The sequence below is a fragment of the Candidatus Tisiphia endosymbiont of Mystacides longicornis genome (genome assembly GCF_964031095.1).
Lineage (GTDB): Bacteria > Pseudomonadota > Alphaproteobacteria > Rickettsiales > Rickettsiaceae > Tisiphia.
The window spans coordinates 723,466-741,251 of sequence record NZ_OZ035004.1; the positions used below are offsets into that span (position 1 = coordinate 723,466).

The following is a 17,786-nucleotide window of genomic DNA, read 5'->3' on the forward strand; positions in this document are numbered from 1 at the left end:
AATAAGCACCCATCGTGCTGTCTATTAGCGAGGAGGCGTACGCCTCCGAAGCAATCCATAAAAGTAACCAAAGATGGATTGCCACGACCTACTTGCGTGGTCTCGCAATGACAAAAAACCTATCTAAAACCCGCTTTACCTTCTAACTTTCAACAGTTGTGACTAAAGTGGCTTTGAGCTATGACGTTAAGGCTAAATACTAATCAGATTTATAACGTTGCCAATTCAAGTTAATTGACTATATATCTTTTATACTAAATTATTCAATGGTAAATTCAAGAAATTAATCAGGATCAACTCATTCCTTCTTCATTATCTTTTTAATATTATACTGGCTATTTTTTTTGGTAGCATAAGTATATTCGCTAATATTTTTGCATACTTATTAAAATAATAGATATCATAAGTGTTTAGTATTTTATAAGTAAAAAACCCTAGAGTATAAGGTGTTATTAATAAGTTTTTTATAAATAATTTGATATAACTAAAACATTTATCAAATTTAATATCTATTATTGTAACGAGTCTCATTTTTGATAAGTAATTATCTAATTCCCTACTGATATCATGAGAATTAATATCCCAATTAATTATATTATTAATATCTTTAACTTTTTTAAAAAATTCTAAATTAGCCTTGCTAAGAGGACTGACTTGCAAAATACGATCTCTATGACCTTTTAGCATATGAAATAACATTTTATTCATTATTAATCGCTTATTGTATAAGGTGGCATCATTAGTTTGCAAATAATTTAGAATATTGAGAATTATCTTTTCATGATCATGGATTTTAAATCCTGTTGCCGCAATGGATTGGGTAGGTCTGCCTATATAATATTTATAAAGTGGTATATCTAAATACAGAACCTGTTTAACATATTGTATAGCTTTCGCATTATATTCCATATCTACATAAAAACATTTTTCAGTTAGTATAATATTAGATTTCTTAAGAATATCAGTTTTATAAGTTGAAGTTGATAAAATTGGTCCCCAATAATCAAATTTTATTTGGTCAAGAATTAAGATTTGTTTAGACGGAAGATGGGTATAACAATCCTCACTTCTTATAGTACTATTAGCTAACATGTCATACGATAATTCATGTAAGATTAAATCAACATCGAACATATTTAAATATTTTAGGAAATTATCTAGCCCTTGAGTATCTACCCAATCATCTCCATCCACTATTTTAAAATATTTTGACTTAGTATGTTTAATACCAGTATTTACTGCTCCACCATGCCCCTTATTGCTTTGATTTATAAGTGTTACAATAGTTGGGAATTTATTTTGGTACTCTTCAGCAATTGATTGAGTGTTATCAGTTGAGCCATCATTTATGACTAATATTTCTAGTAAATGCTTATTCTCACAAGATAAAATAGAATTTAAGCATCTTGGTAAATAACGCTCAATATTGTAAACAGGAACACATATACATAATAATTTTATTTGCTCATGTTCTATAGGTTTAATATAAAATTCTTGTTCATTTTGAAATAATTGTAATTCTTTTTCCAAAATCATTTTACGTGAAAATTTAGAAGAAACATCATAAGACATTTTCTCGCTTAACTCTAAAAATCTATCTGGATTGTAAAATAAATCCTCAATAATATTGGCATAAGACTGCGGATTTTCTATATCATTACTTAAAGTACCATAAGAAGGATTGATAAATTCTGGAACGCCACAAACATTAGAACTAACTAACGCTAAACCAGAACTTACTCCTTCTAAAGAACTAACCCCCATACTATCAAGTCTTGTTGGATGGAATATTATACCACAATTTTTATGAAGCTCGCTAATTTGAGCATGAGTATGAAATCCTTGAATAAAATGCACATTAGACCATCGTATTTTTTCTGAGAAATCTTTAAATAATAAACCATCTCCATAAATAAAAAAGTTTAGTTGATTAAAAAATTCTTTATTCTGAAGAATATTGATGGTCTCTATTACTAGATCTAAAGCATAGTTATTGTAATTATCGAATTTTCTTAAAGTAAATATGTTTAACCTATCATCTGAAGATTTTTTAACATATTTAAATATATCAGTATCTATACCATTTGGAATTATGGCAAAATTATTGAAATTGGTATTTATATATTTCTCAGATTCTGCCTTTAACCAATTGCTTGCAAATATCCATTTTATATTTTTATTATTTGCATATTTTTTATACATTAAATCTTTTATTCTCATTTGCCAAGTCGTAATATAGGGATTATATGTCCCATCATACGCCACACAAAATGATTCTTGATATCTGTAAAGTGCTTCCGCACCATGAATGTAACAATAAATTTTTATACCATGATAAAAAATTACACTATCAATAATATCTTGTAATTTCTCATTAATAAAATGAATTATAACTCTCTTAAAATTAGAATTAGTTATTATATTTTTTAAAAAACTTAAACTATTATAATAAACTTTTACACCATCAAATTCATTTACAAAACTATTATTATCATCATGACAAAAAACCTCTGGCTTAATATTATGATTGGTAAAAGCTTTAATAGAAGTATGAACAAAACCAAAATTATACAGGTTTGCAGAACTAGGATATCCAGGAGAAATTATCAATGTATCAGCTGTAGAAACAGGATTGTCAAATTTACTTTTTTTAGTTATGTAATAAGTAAATTGTTTTATTTTAACTTCCGTGTTAGCTTTTAAGGTAAGCACAATTTTAAAACATTCTAAATTAGATAAAGGGACTTCTAATTCTGAATTTAAAAACGTCAATTTTCTAGCAACTGTAAAGGATATTTCACCCTTAACCAAAGTTCCTTTATTAAGCAAACTAATAAATTGTTCCCCCTTAAATAGGACAAACTGCCTATCTATAGTTATAGATCTTAGTTCATTTGATGAGTTAATGATTGTGATATTATCATCTTCTTTATTATGTTTTACATATAAACCATTAAGTTTATTAGTTGGTAACGTAATAATTTTTTGTTTTAGGTCTATGGGGAGGGTCATTCTCAAATAATTATAAAGCTGTTATTTTAGTTAATGATTCTATATCTTCAAACTCCTTTAAAGCCCTTAATATTATATCATCCATATCATAATATCGATACTCAGCTAGTCTTCCGATCAGCCTTAGACTAGAAAAATTTTTAGCTATTTCTTTGTATTTATTAAACAATTCACTATTACAATCTTTGGGTATTGGATAATAAGGTATATCCTTCTCAGGGTTAGTTCTATCATATTCTTGTGGGTATTCATACATCAGTACTGTCTTCTTGTTATTAGGTACCCTCATAGTATGATTATACTCAGTAATCCTAGTATATAATTCGGTATTGGGGTAATTTACAGTAGTTACCCGTTGTAATAAAGCTTCATCATGTGTTTCAGTTGTGAATTTTAATGATCTGTACGGCAACTCCCCTAAATGATAATTAAACAATTCATCTATAGGACCAGTATATATTATATTACCTTCATATTTTTGCCCTTTAAAAAGGATGGCTTTATTATTAAGGTCTATTTTCAATAAATCTTTAGAATCGGTATTTAGTAGAATATCAATATTATCATGACTTAACATTTTCTCAAACATTGCCGTATAACCTTCAACTGGTAAAGCTTGAAATTTTTGTTGAAAATACCTATCATCATAGGAAATATGTACAGGAACTCTAGCCGTTATGGTCTCAAAATCCAAATTTTCCGGTTTATCGCCCCATTGTTTTACTGTATAGTTCAAATATAATGTTTTAAATATAAAGTCCCCTAACTCTCTTATATCACCATCATCAAAATTTCTTAGCTTAGAAACGGATACTTTAGTCTCCATACCAAAGTTTACAATTAACTTATCTTTGTATAACAGGGCTTTTTCAACTGGCAATAGAAGTTCTAAAGAGGTTAGATTAAATGGTACTGGCACTAATTGATCGTTTATTTTAGCTAAAACTTTATGTTGGTATGGATACCAATGAGTAAAATTACTTAAATAATTTTTTACTTTATCTTCATTGGTGCGAAATAGATGGGGACCATATTTATGAACCAATATATTATTAACATCTTTATAATCATACATATTACCAGCGATATGGGGTCTTTTCTCTATGACCAACACCCTTTGGTTAAGTTGCGAGGCTATTCTTTCTGCAAGAATAGAGCCAGCAAAACCACTACCAACTATTATATAATCGTATATAATCATAAATTCGGGTTAAATAAATTTTAAAAATTACAACATAATGATTTATTTTGATAATATGTCAAGTGCGAATTGGATACATCTCACAATATTAAAGTATATTATATTTTGTACTGGCAGGTGTGTCAATATTATTGACTGACTATGATAAATACCATAAGGTGCAACTAAGAAATAGAAGAAGTAGAATTATTAATAATCAATTGACTGTAGTCTCCTAGATTAGCGGATGTGGGATAATGACAAAACTAAATGATGCTTTACAGATGGGTAACATTTATTGTATAAGAATATAGGATTAAATTATTTAAAAAATTATCAAAATGAATATTCATGAATACCAAGCAAAGATGATTTTGAGACAATATGGTATACCTACTTCTAAGGGAGTTGTGATATCGCAAAAAGAAGATATCGATAGACTAATTGATGATTTAGAGGCAGAAATATATGTGGTTAAAGCCCAAATTCACGCAGGCGGTAGGGGAAAAGCTGGGGGTGTAAAAGTTGTAAAAAGCAAAGAAGAGGCAAAGAAGGCAGCTCACGCGATGTTTGGAATTGACCTAGTAACTCATCAAACATCATCTGCTGGGCAAAAGGTTCGTCGTTTATATATTGAATCTGGCTGTGATATTCTAAAAGAATATTATTTTAGTGCTGTTTTTGATCGTAGTAATAGTAAAGTAACTTTTATAGCTTCTACTGAAGGTGGTGTAGATATTGAAGAGGTTGCTCATAATACCCCACAGAAAATTATCAAAATATCAGTTGATCCGGCAACGGGTATACAACCATTTCATTGTCGTCAAATAGCATACAAGCTTGGCTTTAAAAATGAACAAGCTAAACAAATGATGAAAATTGTTGAATCAACCTATCAGGCTTTTATAGCAACTGATGCTAACCAAATTGAAATTAATCCATTAATAACCAAACCTGATGGTAGTTTATTGGCACTTGATGCTAAAATTAACTTTGATGATAATGCATTATTTAAACATCCTGATATTTTAAATATGCGAGATAATGATGAAGAAAATGCTCTTGAAATGCAAGCAAATAGCCTTGGTATTAGTTATGTCAAGATGGATGGTACTATTGGTTGTATGGTAAATGGTGCTGGGTTAGCTATGGCAACAATGGATATTATTAAGCTTTATGGGGCTGAACCAGCAAATTTCTTGGATGTTGGCGGTGGAGCTGATCGTGAAAAAGTAACGGAGGCTCTGAAAATAATTTTATCAGACCTGCATGTACAGGGAGTTTTAGTTAATATTTTTGGTGGTATAATGCGTTGCGATATAATTGCTGAAGGGATTATTGCTGCAGTAAAAGAGATTGGTATTAAAGTTCCACTAGTTGTACGTTTAGCCGGCACCAATTTTGAATTAGGTAAAAATATTTTAGCAAATTCTGGTTTAAAAATAATCGCTGCAAATGATTTAGGTGATGCTGCTGTTAAAATTGTCGCTGCGGTAAAGTAATTGTATGAACTTAGGCATTATTACGAAATAATTTTTTAACTTTAGTGCCAAACATCCTGGGAAATTATGACCTCAGACAAGCCAAAACATGACGAAATCTTTCGCAAATCTATGGAAAATCCTATAGTTGCTAAAGAGTTTTTGGCAACTCATTTGCCGAAGGATGTGTTGGCTTTAATCGATAGCACATCTTTAAAATTAGAAAAAGATAGTTTTATTGAGTCAGACCTTTCTGAAACTATTTCTGATGTATTATTTTCTGTTAAGTTTAATGATCAGGATGGCTATATTTTTTTGCTATTGGAACATCAAAGTACTGTTGATAAAATGATGGCGTTTAGGTTATTTAAATATATGATTAACATTTGCGATCGATATTTAACTACTAATCCTAAAGCTATAGTCAATTCAGGAGAATTTGGGGCTAGGAACGATGGAGCGACGCCTATAAGTAATAGGCGAGCGACGAGTGACGACGTCCCCAACTTCTCATCAATTGACTATAAAAGCCTTCCATTAATTTATCCCTTAATACTTTATAATGGCAAGAAGAAATATAACGCACCTCTTAATATATGGAATTTATTTAGCCATCCAGATTTAGCCAGAGGCTTTTGGACGAATGATTGTCAGCTTATTAACGTACATGAAATCCCCGATGAAGAACTCAAGAAAAAAATATGGTCTGGGATTTTGTTATTTTTCCTCAAGCACATCCACGAACGTCAATTACTGAAAAGATGGCAAGAAATCTCTCATCTCTTGCCTAAATTGAGTAAAATAACAATAGGCCATGACCACATAAGAAATCTATTGAGCTATACTTTGACCTTTATTGAGCAAAGTGATAAAATAGAGTTAGAAAAAATATTAAAAAATAGTTTAACTAAAGAAAAAGGAGAAGAACTTATGCCTAGTATAGCTCAAGTATGGAAAGAAGAAGGGATAGAGATAGGGCTACAGGATGGTATTAGAATCGGAATACAGGATGGTATTAAAATCGGAGAAGCTAGGGGAGAAGCTAGAGGTAAAGCTAGAGGTGAAGCTAAATTAATAAAAATGATGATAAACAATGGTAACTCTATTGAAGAAGTAGCGAGAATTACTGGACTATCTATTACTAAAATCAATGAATTACTGAAACTACAGTAAATTATTAAATTAATCATTGTAACAAAATAATTTTTTAATTTCTAGGAACTAATTAAGATTGGGTTCTGTTATAACCCAAGATGTTTTATAAAATTAAAAGGGTACTTTATTACAGCTTTTTAGTCTCAAAAGAGGTCTATTTTAATCATTATCTTAAAAAATACGGAAAAGGTATATATGTCAATATTAGTTGATAAAAACACAAAAGTAATTTGCCAGGGTTTTACTGGTTCCCAAGGGACTTTTCATTCTGAACAAGCCATCAATTATGGCACTAAGATGGTAGGAGGAGTGACACCTGGAAAAGGTGATAATACTCATTTAGATCTACCTGTATATAATACAGTACATGAAGCAGTTGAAAAAACTGAGGCTACTGCCAGCGTTGTTTATGTTCCACCACTATTTGCGGCTGATTCAATTTTGGAAGCTATAGATGCAGGTATTAAATTAGTAGTGTGTATTACAGAGGGTATACCAGTACTTGATATGATAAAGGTCAAAAGGGCATTAGTAGGATCAAAAACTAGATTAATTGGGCCTAATTGTCCAGGTATTATTACTCCTGATGAGTGTAAAATTGGTATAATGCCTGGTTATATTCACAAGAGAGGAAGAGTTGGAATTATATCTCGGTCAGGTACTTTAACTTACGAAGCAGTAGCACAGACTACAGCTATTGGTCTTGGTCAATCCACCTGTATTGGTATTGGTGGGGATCCAGTTAATGGTACTGATTTTGTTGATTGTATTGAAATGTTTTTAAAAGATGATGAAACAGAATCGATTATTATGATTGGTGAAATAGGTGGAGATGCTGAAGAAAAAGCTGCTGAATTAATAAAAAGTTCAAAGATTAAAAAACCAATAGTTAGTTTTATTGCTGGTATTACTGCTCCTGAAGGAAAAAGGATGGGGCATGCTGGTGCGATTATTTCTAATGGACAAGGGTCAGCTGAACATAAATTGGAGGTACTACAGAGTGCAGGGGTCACTATCACTAGATCGCCAGCTGATATCGGTAAAACTATGTTCGAACTATTAGGAAAAATCTAAATTTAAAAAAACACAAAAAGACATGATAGGGAAAGTAATAGTTTTTATGATTCCTTCTTTCGAAACTAATTTGCTGTTGCCTTCCTTATCAAACAGCTAACATTATTATTTTGTTCATCAGAAATTCCTAATGCTGTTCTATAATGATAATCAGTAGCCTTAATGTTTATCCCACGCATAATCAAAAATTTTGCCATATAATAATTGCCAATTTCTGCAGCTTCATGTAAAAGAGTGTAATTATCATTCCCCCTTTTTTGAATGATTGAGTAATTATCCAAAAGAACCCTAAGAGCAAATAAATTATTTTTTCTAACTGCTTCAAAAGCTCTATCTGTTGCATCATTTACTATACTACTAGCAACATGCACATCACTATTATAATTATCAATAAACCTATTTATTATCTTTCTTTGATTCTCTCTATGCTCACTATCATAAATTCTCTTAAACATTTGAATAAATGCATACATCGCCATTTGATTTAATCTTGCCTCTTCTGTAAGTTCTCCCAATACTATATCATCATCTGGCAAAAATAACATTTGTTTTTCATCTTCTATGAACAGAGCCATTTCCGGTGATATTTCTTTAATACTACTAGTTAAACTTTTAGCAATTGGAGTAGATTTATCAGGCTGTTTGTTATTTACTGTTCTCTCTTTAACAACCTTACTAGATTGCTCTGATGGCTTATTATCTTTTACGAATACTGGTACAGGTGTTTGAGCTTGCGGTATTACAGAAACTGGAGAGCCTTTAGGAATAACAGGTACAATGGTAGGTTCAGTCACTTTAGGTTCAGTACTTTCCTTAGGTAATATTGCTGGTATGATATGGGGAGTTGCTTGAGCCTCAGTCGGCTTTTTTTCTTGTGAAGAAGGTAATATATCTAAATTAGGCGTAACCACTTCCTTTTTATCTTCACTACCTACTTGCTGCAACTCTACTGAATTTTTCTCTTTATCAGGCATAGTTATAGGCGGCACAGTATCTTGACTCTCTGTATTATGATTTTCAGCTGGTGGTAGGGTAGAATGGTTATTAATATTATTATTGTTTTTATTGGACTCTTCTGGCTCAATTTTCTGAGATGGAATTTTATCTAATTGTTCTGATTCTTTTAGGTTATTTATTTTTTTATCATCTAGAGTATTTTCTAGAATTGGTAATTTATTATCTCCTAAATCAATGAAAGAATCTGTTTCGCCCTCTTCCTTACTGCTATCTTGTGGTGTGGGTATTGGTTTTACTGATTCTGGTATTTGAGCATCTTTCTCGGAGTGCTTAAACTGCTGTATTTCTTTCAGCAAAGAATCTGTCTCTCCTGAATCTTCTTGATGTTTATTGACTTTATCATTTTCTAATTGTGGTAATGCTGGAGGAAGAGGTGGTGGGGCAGAATAAACCTTATCTGTAAACAAAAAAATAGTTATTAGAAATATTACCAGAAATTTTTTACAACTTAATCTAGCTAATAATTTTAGAATGACAAAACTCCTACTCTCATTTTCAAGAGTTCTATTAAAGTACATTAGAATTCTCACATTATTTTATATTATTAGTATAGCTAACTCAACTAACCTTACGACATCACTGTAATTAGACCTCTTGCATAACCTAAAGATAATTGAGGAATTTTTAGGAAAAACGAAGTCGAGTACCGCAGCGTACTAAGATGTACGTGAGGAACGGAGACGAGTTTTGACAACAAAATTACCAATTAGATTAGGTTATGCAAGAGGTCTATTGTAACATAATTTACTTCCTGCACTAAGTTATTTTTGCTATCTCTCATTTAGCTTGATCATTTGGCAATAACTTTTGAATCTCTTTTTCTACTACCTGCTTTACTAATAAAGGCAAATTTTTATCTAACCATTGTCTCAGTTGCGGTCTTATCATCTCAACAACTAGCTCCTCTAACGTTTTAACCTTAGAGTTTGCATTTGCGTTAATCTCTTGAGCTGCTTTCGAGAAATGTTGAAAAATCTTAGTAGTTTCTGCTGCCGATTTATCGGATATCAACGATTCCTGCAATAATTCTTCTGTTAATTGGCTCTGGGGATTATCCTCTAGTCCGTCTTCCTTAACCCAGATTTTCTCATGCAAGACTTCCCCCTCACCTACTATATTAGTCAATTCTAATATATCGTCATCATTAGATTGGCTGCCACTACGATTATCAATCATCCCTTTAATTGATTTCAATATTTCCTCAATTGACATATCTTGATTTTTCTTATGATCTTTACTCATAATTAAAAACCTATAATAAGCTTTTTCTTAAGTCCCTTAAACTCATCTTCAGGAGTAAAATATTTAACTTTCAAATTCAAGCTTTTTGCCGTCAATTCTCCCAATAAAGATTTAATTTGGTAAGCCGTTAAGATAGAGTCTTTATGTGCATCAACTTTTGCTATCTTAGCATTATATAATTTTTCTTCAGCAGTAAAAACTTCTAAGACTGTTTTAGAGCCAACAACTTCTTCCTGCATTGTCCCATCATAAGCTATTTGGGCAGCTTCTACCCCTTGCGATGCGGCAATAATTCTAGATTTTGCTGCTTCAAATCCTTCCCAACTACCAATAGCACTTGCCCGTATTTGTTTTATTGTATCATCAAGTTGAATAACAGCGCTCCTAGTACTATTTTTAGCTTTCCTAATTTTTGAATATTCAGTACCCTTAGAATAAATAGGTATATTAACTGATAAGGTTGATGTGGTGCTTCTATTATTGAGGCGATCCATTGGCTTTTCTGGAATATAGTAAGTTTTACCAGATTGAACTTTAAAACTTACCTTAGGCAAAAGTTCAGCTTTTGCTGCTATCTCGGCAGCTTTATGACTTCTAACACTATGTCTTGTACTATCTATGCTAGGATTAACATTTACCGCTCTCTGTATTAAATCCTCTAATGAATTAGGCAAATTGTCCGGCATAGAAGGCATAGCAATATCATCAGCTTCTATACCAAACAGACGAATGAAGTTTGCTTTTGTTGCTTGATAATTAGCATATAGGTTTAATCTATTAGTCTCAGATGCTGCAAGAGATGCCTTGGCACTAGCGAAATCTATTGATGTTGCTTCACCTAATTTTAGTTTTTCTTGAATGGTTGCTAATTGATGTTTGTTAGTTTTTACACTAATTTCAGAAATCTCATATTTTTCTTTTGCTTCATAACATTCGAGATAATTTTTTATTAAGCTTAAAAGAACCTTCTGCTCTCCCTCATAATATTTAGCACGCGATGCCCTGAAAGCTGATTGGGCAGATTTCAAAGCTGCAACACTACTACCACCATTAAATATAGGCTGTTCTAAAATAAAAGCTCCTTGTTTTGATCTTACCTCTCTTTTAGAAGAATGAGCATATTGACTATCCGGTTTACTACCACTAACATTATAATCAATATTATAAGATATGCTAGGCATAAAACCTGAGAAAGCTGCAGAAAATTGCTCAACCTCAGCTAAAAAATTCTGTCTAAGGGTATTTAAATCACCATTATTATCATACGCACTAGATAAAGCACTAGGTAAGTCGACAGCCAAAACTGAACAATTGAACAAAATGATAATGGAAAAATGCGTAACAAAACGTGTAAATTTATACATAGTTGATTCTAAATATGTTTATGTTAAAAAATTGGTAGATTCTGCAACAAGTTAAAGCTATCATTGAGCTAAAAATTGACCTATTGCAAAAGCTAACATATTATAGCTAATATGTAACATATCAAAAACTAACCTTAAGAGCAACATAACAGTGTTAAACTATAGTTTTTATTTGTATTATCTTTAAACAAGATGGTAGATTATCAATTAAAAAATTTAAATTAAATTTATTATGCCTAACTTATATTCTTTCCTTGCAAAAAGTGCTTTACCTAGTATCTTATCAAACCCTTCAATTGCTTCTACTGTACAGCAATTAAAGTTTGATTCTACGAATACATTCAAAATGTTTTCTAGTAACTTAAAAAACATAAAGAAAAGAGCTGGTTATATATATGACATATTTGTAGATTCAGATTCGAATGATCAACAACATGCTCAACAACAAACCCGAGAAATAGCTGAAGCTTTTAAAAAAACAGTCGGCAACTCCTTAGATGATTTAGATAAATATCTTGACGAACAAGAACAAACAAAAGAGGAAATGTGGTTTTTTGAAAGTACTTTTATTGAATACATAATAAACATTCTTGAAAGCATTTTACAGTTTCAAAATAAACTAAATGCCTCGTATCCTGGAGCGTCAGAAAAGATTATCGATTTTTGTGGAAATTTATTAATTGCTTTAATATCTATACAAATGCCGATAGTTGGTTTGGTACTCAAAGGAAGTGGCTTGTTAGATTCGGTAAAATCTTTTCTCAGTACGGAAAATCTAACAAAGACAGTAGATAATTGGAAGGCAAAACTAGGAACAGTTGAAGAAAAATTAGTAAAAATAGAACAGCATCCAGATCTTAAAGAAAAATGCTGCAAAGCAAAACAAATTGCTGAAATATCAGAGATAACTGGAGCTTCACCTGTAGCTGTAGCGGCATTAGGGTTGGATAGTGACTCTTTGAACAAAGTTAAAAAATCGGTTGCACAAGATCCAAAAGAAAAAGATTCTTTTAAAAAACTTATTGACTTGTCTGAAGAAATTCCCTATAGTAAAGGTAGTATAATTGGGGTTATTAGTGCCATATCTGACGGCGTGGGTAAAATCCTTGGATATACGCCAAATAAAGAGAAAGCTCTAAAAAATTCAATCGAACCATAATTATCCGCTATAAAAGAAAACCTCCTCGCTACATTAAATCCTAATAAAAGCATCATTGAAAAATTAGATTGTTGTTATAAAGCAACAAAAAATATATTTACTATCACATCTCAAATACAAGAAGCAGTCAAATTAACACCAAACAGAGAAAAAATCGTTTCAACTTTTGTAAATTTAGTTAAAGATAAAACAAAAAATATCCTTCCTGCACATTTTTTACAAGATATGACATCATTAAAAACTACTTTAAAACCGCTATCCACACTAGTGCAAATTGGTAATGCTATGAAAATAGCTCTTGGAAATAGCAATAACAAAGCCCAAAGCACAGGACGGGAAAGGTAATAGGCACAATTGTTAAAATTAGAAGAGGATGCAGGTTTTAGAGGTAATCATGGCAGTTTAAAAGTTGCAAAAAAATAATTGGCGTCATTGCGAGCCACCGTAGGTGGCGTGGCAATCCATAAAAAGAAGACAAATGTCACCCCTGCTTCGGTGCGGGGTCTAGATCACAACTGTTGAAAGTTAGAAGAGGAAGCGGTTTTAGACCGGATAGTTTAAAAGTCGTATGTGGTCAACGTCTATTAGCGAGAAAGACCTTAGGTCGACGAAGCAATCCACAAAAGTAACCAAAGATGGATTGCCACGACCTACTTGCGTGGTCTCGCAATGACAGAAAACCTATCTAAAACCCGCTTTACCTTCTAACTTTCAACAGTTGTGGTTGCCAGACCGACGAAGCAATCCAGGAAAGTGATTAGAAATGGATTGCTTCGTTGACCTTACGGTCTCCTCGCAATGACGCTTGGTGATCAGGTTTTTTTATTCATCACAAAAAAATAGCAAAAAAATCGTGAATGCTCACATTCAATCTACAACTGTAGTACTAGGAGCATTAAATTCTTGTTGTCTTCATCTTATCCTTACCAACATATATGGGATAGTGTTATGAAAAAATTAGCTATAGAATAAGCTATAGTAAATCAAATTGAATTAGGTGATAAGATGTGGTATAAATAAAGGAAAAAATGTCAACAAGTCCATATAGTCAAGATTTAAGAGAAAAAGTAATAAATTATATAGAAAAAGGTAATAGTCAAGAATCTGCTGCTAGAATATTTGCTATACATAAAAATACAATTAGCCGTTGGAACGTAAGGAGAAGAAAAGAAGGAACAGTGCTGGCAAGAGCTAGACTAGGATTTAAAAGTAAGATTGATAAAAAAGCATTGGAATATTTCGTAACAAATAACCCTAATAGTAAGCTACAAGAAATTGGTAAGAATTTTGGAATTACAGGTTCTCAAGTAGCTAATATATTAAAAAAGTTAGGATTTAGTTATAAAAAAAAACCTTTAGCTATTTGGAAGCAAGTGCAGAGAAACGATCTGATTATTTAGAAAAGATCAGTAAATATGATAAAGATAAAATAGTATATCTTGATGAAAGTGGTATAGATATGACAATTTGCCAAGATAGAGGTTGGGGTAAGATAGGAGAATTATTGATTGGCAAGAAGAGTGGGAAGCATTATCAAAGGACTAATATAATAGCTGGTTTAGTAAATAACAAACCAATAGCCCCTTTTGTTTTTAATAAAACTTGTAATACAGAACTATTTAATAATTGGGTTGAAAAATTTTTGATTAAAGAGTTAACAGCAGGACAGGTTGTAGTGATGGATAACGTTAGTTTTCATAAATCTCAAAAGACAAAAGAGCTAATAGAATCAGTTGGTTGTGAAGTTATTTTTTTACCCCCATATTCTCCAGACTTAAATCCAATAGAAAAATTTTGGGCTAATATGAAGCGATGGATTCGAAACAAAATAGCGGAAATTGGTACATTATCTAAAGCTATTTCTGCATTCTTTGTCACCTAATTCAATTTGATTTACTATAATAGGGTACTGTCCCCGGTACAATAAAAAATGGGGGTAAGGGTGGATTCTATCTTAAATCAGGAAAAATTGCATATCTAGACATAATTTAAGTGAAAATTAACATATCCATGACCACTTATAAGCGATATTGCCATTTTATTTTTATAAATACCTCCTTCATGAAATATCCAGGCTAGAAAACAGAATATCGACCATTCTTCACTTAATTTAGACCGTCCTCCGTTTTGTCCGGTTTACATGATGCGATATATACATTTAAAATTCATTGTCAAGTTAAATTAAAACTATTGTGCTTATTGAATAAATATAGAAATTTGATGACTATTTTGCTGTGTATTTTAGTGCTACAGTTGTAAATTAATTTAATCTGAGTCTATTCAAGGTCTATGGTGCTAATCCCATGCTGAGTTTTATCCCATTTGAAGGGCATAAAAACAATCTGCCAAATAGCCTTGTAACTTGCTATCGTGTGTAGCAAAAAATACAAAGGCCATACTAACAAGGCAGCAACATCTAATACTCGAAAATTAGTTATTTTGCCTTTTTTGCTCAGTAAAATAAAAAAAGCACTACCATAAAGGTACGAAAAAGCAAAAAAACTATTAACTATCCACAAATAATTAACTACAGCCAATTTATTAATTTTAATAGTTATTATTAGAAATGGTACACAACAAAAACCATAAGAAGAAAAACCAATAAAAATGAAAATAGTAATTATTTGATAGAATTTAAACCTTTTATATTTGTCTTTTTGGGCAAGGAATACCAAAAATGTTTGGATAAATCCTTTTATCCAACGAGACCTTTGATTTATCCAATTGATAATATCTATAGGCGATTCCTCTAAAGTATAAGAATCGATCATATGAACTTTATAGCCAAATGAATATAGCCTAATCCCTAAATCAGCATCCTCAGTAACATTATAAGCATCCCAGAAGCCTATTTTTTGTAAAGCATCAACCTTAAAATGATTGCTAGTTCCTCCAAGAGTCACCGGTAAGTTCATTAAACTTAAGCCTTTCAGAAGATATTTAAACCATAAACAATATTCTATACTAAAAAGCTTAGTGAGTAAATTTTCATTCTCGTTATAAAAATTAAGTTTAGCTTGCAAACATACATATTCTTTTGGTAAACTATCAAAGGCTATTACTGCTTTAAGGAGTTGATCAGTATCAGGTCTATCTTCCGCATCATATATTACTACATATTTTCCTTTACAATATTGCATGGCATAGTTAAGAGCTTTCGGTTTAGTTCTAGGTAGAGTAAATGGTACTTTAATCAAATGTATATAAGAGGGTAATTCATATAGAATGCTTTCCTTGATCATTAAATAATCATCTGCTTCAACAATGATTTTGACATCTAATTTATGTTTAGGATAATTAATATTAGTGATACAACTAATTATTGACTTTAGTTTGCCTGATTCTTGATATAATGGGAGTAAGATAGTATAAATAGGTAGGGAATCATTGGAATATAGATCACTAATTTTAAATATGGTATCTGGCGTAATTGCTGCTTGGTTAAATAGTATAATTTTTAAAATATTTTGTGAAAAATAGCAGATAATATTAATTATATGAAAAAGATGTTTAAAATTAAGTAATATGGCAAAATATATCAAAAAAAATATGATAATTGACTTAGTGTAATTGATGTTTTTTGCTATCATGTATAATGAGAGAAATTCAAGAAAATATTTGGATTTTATGATATTTAAATGACTGAAATTTCGTTCAAGTAATTGATAAAAATCATTCTTTCTAACCAACTTAATTTGCACGTTATAATGTATGGCTGATAACTTTCCTAAATAGGCTAGGTCATTTATAGCAAGCACCTCATTACTTTCATCATTTTCATAAATGAAATAACCATTTCTGACATATTGATCAATTTTTGAGTAATCATAAATCTTAACCTGAGATTCCTGGACACTTAATAGTGGTAATAGTTTATACTTATATAAAATTTCTATAATCATCTCATTATTAATAATCCCTTCTTCGATTATCGTGTTAAAAAAATCATTCTCAGCTAATTTGAGCTTAATATGAGATATTTGTAAATCAGTAACTAGCTGTTCTTTTGCTAGAATATCTAAAAATTCTATATTCAGGCTCCTTATATATCCATCCATATTGAAAATATTACTCCCGATATTTTATAACGCTGTTTAATAAGGCTTTTATCCGAAAAATACCCTATTTGTGTTGTTATACTATTTTTCTTTAGATTACCAAACTTAATCTTTTTTGCAATTGAAAATTGCTTATATAAAGTTTTATTATAAATATTACCATAATTTCTTCTATTATAATATTTGGTAAAGCTCACTAACATAATGCCATTTTGAAATTCAACTCCCTTAGACATGGAAAAACTATAATGGTTTCTTTTGCCATATGGATTATTTAGGTTCTGCCCAAAACTCAAAATACCTTGAGCAAATACTGAAGTTTCACCTAAAATTGTCCGCATTTTTTTGGATATTGCTGATAACAATAATAATTCATAAGAAAATTGCTGCTCACACCCATCTTGAGTTATGTATATTCTTGGCTGAACTGAGACTACCCGATGAATATTTTGAAAAAGCTTAATTTTATAAAATATACCAATTTCTTTATTATTAGATAGGTAGTTCATATCATTACTTCCCTGAAATTTATTTTCTTTATAAAGCAATTGAATAGCTAAATTTTGGTTATTATTAATGCCATATTCGATAGTAAAAATTCTCATTAATTGATCTTGGTATGAAGATATTTCTCTTGAGCTACGTTCTAAAGATTGAATTTGGCAAAATAACTTATTATACAGAGCTGATGAATTGTTAACCAACTTGATACGTTCTCTTAAATGGGCTAGTTTACGCTGAATTTGTAAAAAGAGATCGGCTCTTATTTGCTTAATATTTTCAGAATTTTTATCGATAGTAGCAGTAGTAGCTAGATATCTATACCTACCTGAGTCGATTAACCAAGCTGATCCATAAACCTTATTTGCTATAGAAATTATAAATAATAATATAAAAATGATTGTTATTTTCACTTAAACAGCAACTAATAGTTTAAATTACTAAAATACAACTTATTATAAATTTAGTAAAATTAAATTTAAGTTAATAAACAGATATATTAGTAGATTTTTAACTAATTAAGTATATATCTAAGAAAAATTA

General features: G+C 30.9%; 13 protein-coding genes. 6 read left to right on the plus strand and 7 right to left on the minus strand.

The annotated features are described in order from the left end of the window. Positions 1-312: 312 nt before the first annotated feature. Both ACQH6S_RS03705 and glf read right to left on the minus strand, forming a co-directional pair. Positions 313-3,012: a glycosyltransferase gene (locus ACQH6S_RS03705; protein WP_425360743.1), complete on the minus strand. Its 2,700-nt coding sequence runs from the start codon at positions 3,010-3,012 to the stop codon at positions 313-315. 10 nt (positions 3,013-3,022) lie between these two features. Then, positions 3,023-4,213, minus strand: a complete 1,191-nt coding sequence (gene glf, locus ACQH6S_RS03710; protein ID WP_425360742.1) for a UDP-galactopyranose mutase — start codon at positions 4,211-4,213, stop codon at positions 3,023-3,025. A gap of 320 nt (positions 4,214-4,533) precedes the next feature. Between glf and sucC the strand changes: the two genes are divergently transcribed. From sucC to sucD, 3 genes are all read left to right on the plus strand, one after another. Next, positions 4,534-5,694 carry an ADP-forming succinate--CoA ligase subunit beta gene (gene sucC, locus ACQH6S_RS03715; protein WP_425360741.1) on the plus strand — a complete coding sequence of 387 codons (1,161 nt, stop codon included), beginning with the start codon at positions 4,534-4,536 and terminating at the stop codon, positions 5,692-5,694. Positions 5,695-5,760: 66 nt separating this feature from the next. After that, complete coding sequence (locus ACQH6S_RS03720; RefSeq protein WP_425364689.1) at positions 5,761-6,846, plus strand: Rpn family recombination-promoting nuclease/putative transposase; 1,086 nt, start codon at positions 5,761-5,763, stop codon at positions 6,844-6,846. A gap of 177 nt (positions 6,847-7,023) precedes the next feature. Beyond that, positions 7,024-7,902: a succinate--CoA ligase subunit alpha gene (gene sucD / locus ACQH6S_RS03725; RefSeq protein ID WP_425360739.1), complete on the plus strand. Its 879-nt coding sequence runs from the start codon at positions 7,024-7,026 to the stop codon at positions 7,900-7,902. Positions 7,903-7,967: 65 nt separating this feature from the next. Here the strand turns inward: sucD and ACQH6S_RS03730 are convergent, their stop codons facing one another. The 3 genes from ACQH6S_RS03730 to ACQH6S_RS03740 form a co-directional block, all read right to left on the minus strand. Then, positions 7,968-9,437: an ankyrin repeat domain-containing protein gene (locus tag ACQH6S_RS03730; RefSeq protein ID WP_425360738.1), complete on the minus strand. Its 1,470-nt coding sequence runs from the start codon at positions 9,435-9,437 to the stop codon at positions 7,968-7,970. Between the two features lie 259 nt (positions 9,438-9,696). Further along, positions 9,697-10,161, minus strand: coding sequence for a DUF2497 domain-containing protein (locus ACQH6S_RS03735; protein ID WP_425360737.1), 465 nt, complete (start codon positions 10,159-10,161; stop codon positions 9,697-9,699). Between the two features lie 2 nt (positions 10,162-10,163). Then, on the minus strand, positions 10,164-11,525 hold the full coding sequence (locus ACQH6S_RS03740; RefSeq protein WP_425360736.1) for a TolC family protein: 1,362 nt from the start codon (positions 11,523-11,525) through the stop codon (positions 10,164-10,166). Positions 11,526-11,757: 232 nt separating this feature from the next. Here ACQH6S_RS03740 and ACQH6S_RS03745 point away from each other — a divergent pair, with 232 nt between their 5' ends. From ACQH6S_RS03745 to ACQH6S_RS03755, 3 genes are all read left to right on the plus strand, one after another. Continuing rightward, positions 11,758-12,684: a hypothetical protein gene (locus ACQH6S_RS03745; protein ID WP_425364690.1), complete on the plus strand. Its 927-nt coding sequence runs from the start codon at positions 11,758-11,760 to the stop codon at positions 12,682-12,684. A gap of 1,028 nt (positions 12,685-13,712) precedes the next feature. Continuing rightward, positions 13,713-14,084: an IS630 transposase-related protein gene (locus ACQH6S_RS03750; RefSeq protein ID WP_425364376.1), complete on the plus strand. Its 372-nt coding sequence runs from the start codon at positions 13,713-13,715 to the stop codon at positions 14,082-14,084. Continuing rightward, positions 14,048-14,566 carry an IS630 family transposase gene (locus ACQH6S_RS03755; RefSeq protein WP_425364377.1) on the plus strand — a complete coding sequence of 173 codons (519 nt, stop codon included), beginning with the start codon at positions 14,048-14,050 and terminating at the stop codon, positions 14,564-14,566. The genes ACQH6S_RS03750 and ACQH6S_RS03755 overlap by 37 nt, the downstream gene beginning before the upstream one ends. 394 nt (positions 14,567-14,960) lie before the next feature. On the opposite strand, the gene ACQH6S_RS03760 is transcribed toward ACQH6S_RS03755, so the two are convergent. After that, positions 14,961-16,742, minus strand: coding sequence for a glycosyltransferase family 2 protein (locus ACQH6S_RS03760; protein WP_425364691.1), 1,782 nt, complete (start codon positions 16,740-16,742; stop codon positions 14,961-14,963). After that, complete coding sequence (locus ACQH6S_RS03765; RefSeq protein WP_425360732.1) at positions 16,727-17,656, minus strand: hypothetical protein; 930 nt, start codon at positions 17,654-17,656, stop codon at positions 16,727-16,729. The genes ACQH6S_RS03760 and ACQH6S_RS03765 overlap by 16 nt, the downstream gene beginning before the upstream one ends. Positions 17,657-17,786 lie beyond the last annotated feature (130 nt).

Excerpts from the sequence above, each read along its gene's own strand:
- ACQH6S_RS03740 (WP_425360736.1), bottom strand. The coding sequence starts at position 11,525 with ATGTATAAATTTACACGTTTTGTTACGCATTTTTCCATTATCATTTTG.
- sucC (WP_425360741.1), top strand. The coding sequence starts at position 4,534 with ATGAATATTCATGAATACCAAGCAAAGATGATTTTGAGACAATATGGT.
- sucD (WP_425360739.1), top strand. The coding sequence starts at position 7,024 with ATGTCAATATTAGTTGATAAAAACACAAAAGTAATTTGCCAGGGTTTT.
- ACQH6S_RS03760 (WP_425364691.1), bottom strand. The coding sequence starts at position 16,742 with ATGGATGGATATATAAGGAGCCTGAATATAGAATTTTTAGATATTCTA.
- ACQH6S_RS03705 (WP_425360743.1), bottom strand. The coding sequence starts at position 3,012 with ATGACCCTCCCCATAGACCTAAAACAAAAAATTATTACGTTACCAACT.
- ACQH6S_RS03750 (WP_425364376.1), top strand. The coding sequence starts at position 13,713 with ATGTCAACAAGTCCATATAGTCAAGATTTAAGAGAAAAAGTAATAAAT.
- ACQH6S_RS03730 (WP_425360738.1), bottom strand. The coding sequence starts at position 9,437 with ATGTACTTTAATAGAACTCTTGAAAATGAGAGTAGGAGTTTTGTCATT.
- ACQH6S_RS03735 (WP_425360737.1), bottom strand. The coding sequence starts at position 10,161 with ATGAGTAAAGATCATAAGAAAAATCAAGATATGTCAATTGAGGAAATA.
- glf (WP_425360742.1), bottom strand. The coding sequence starts at position 4,213 with ATGATTATATACGATTATATAATAGTTGGTAGTGGTTTTGCTGGCTCT.
- ACQH6S_RS03720 (WP_425364689.1), top strand. The coding sequence starts at position 5,761 with ATGACCTCAGACAAGCCAAAACATGACGAAATCTTTCGCAAATCTATG.
- ACQH6S_RS03745 (WP_425364690.1), top strand. The coding sequence starts at position 11,758 with ATGCCTAACTTATATTCTTTCCTTGCAAAAAGTGCTTTACCTAGTATC.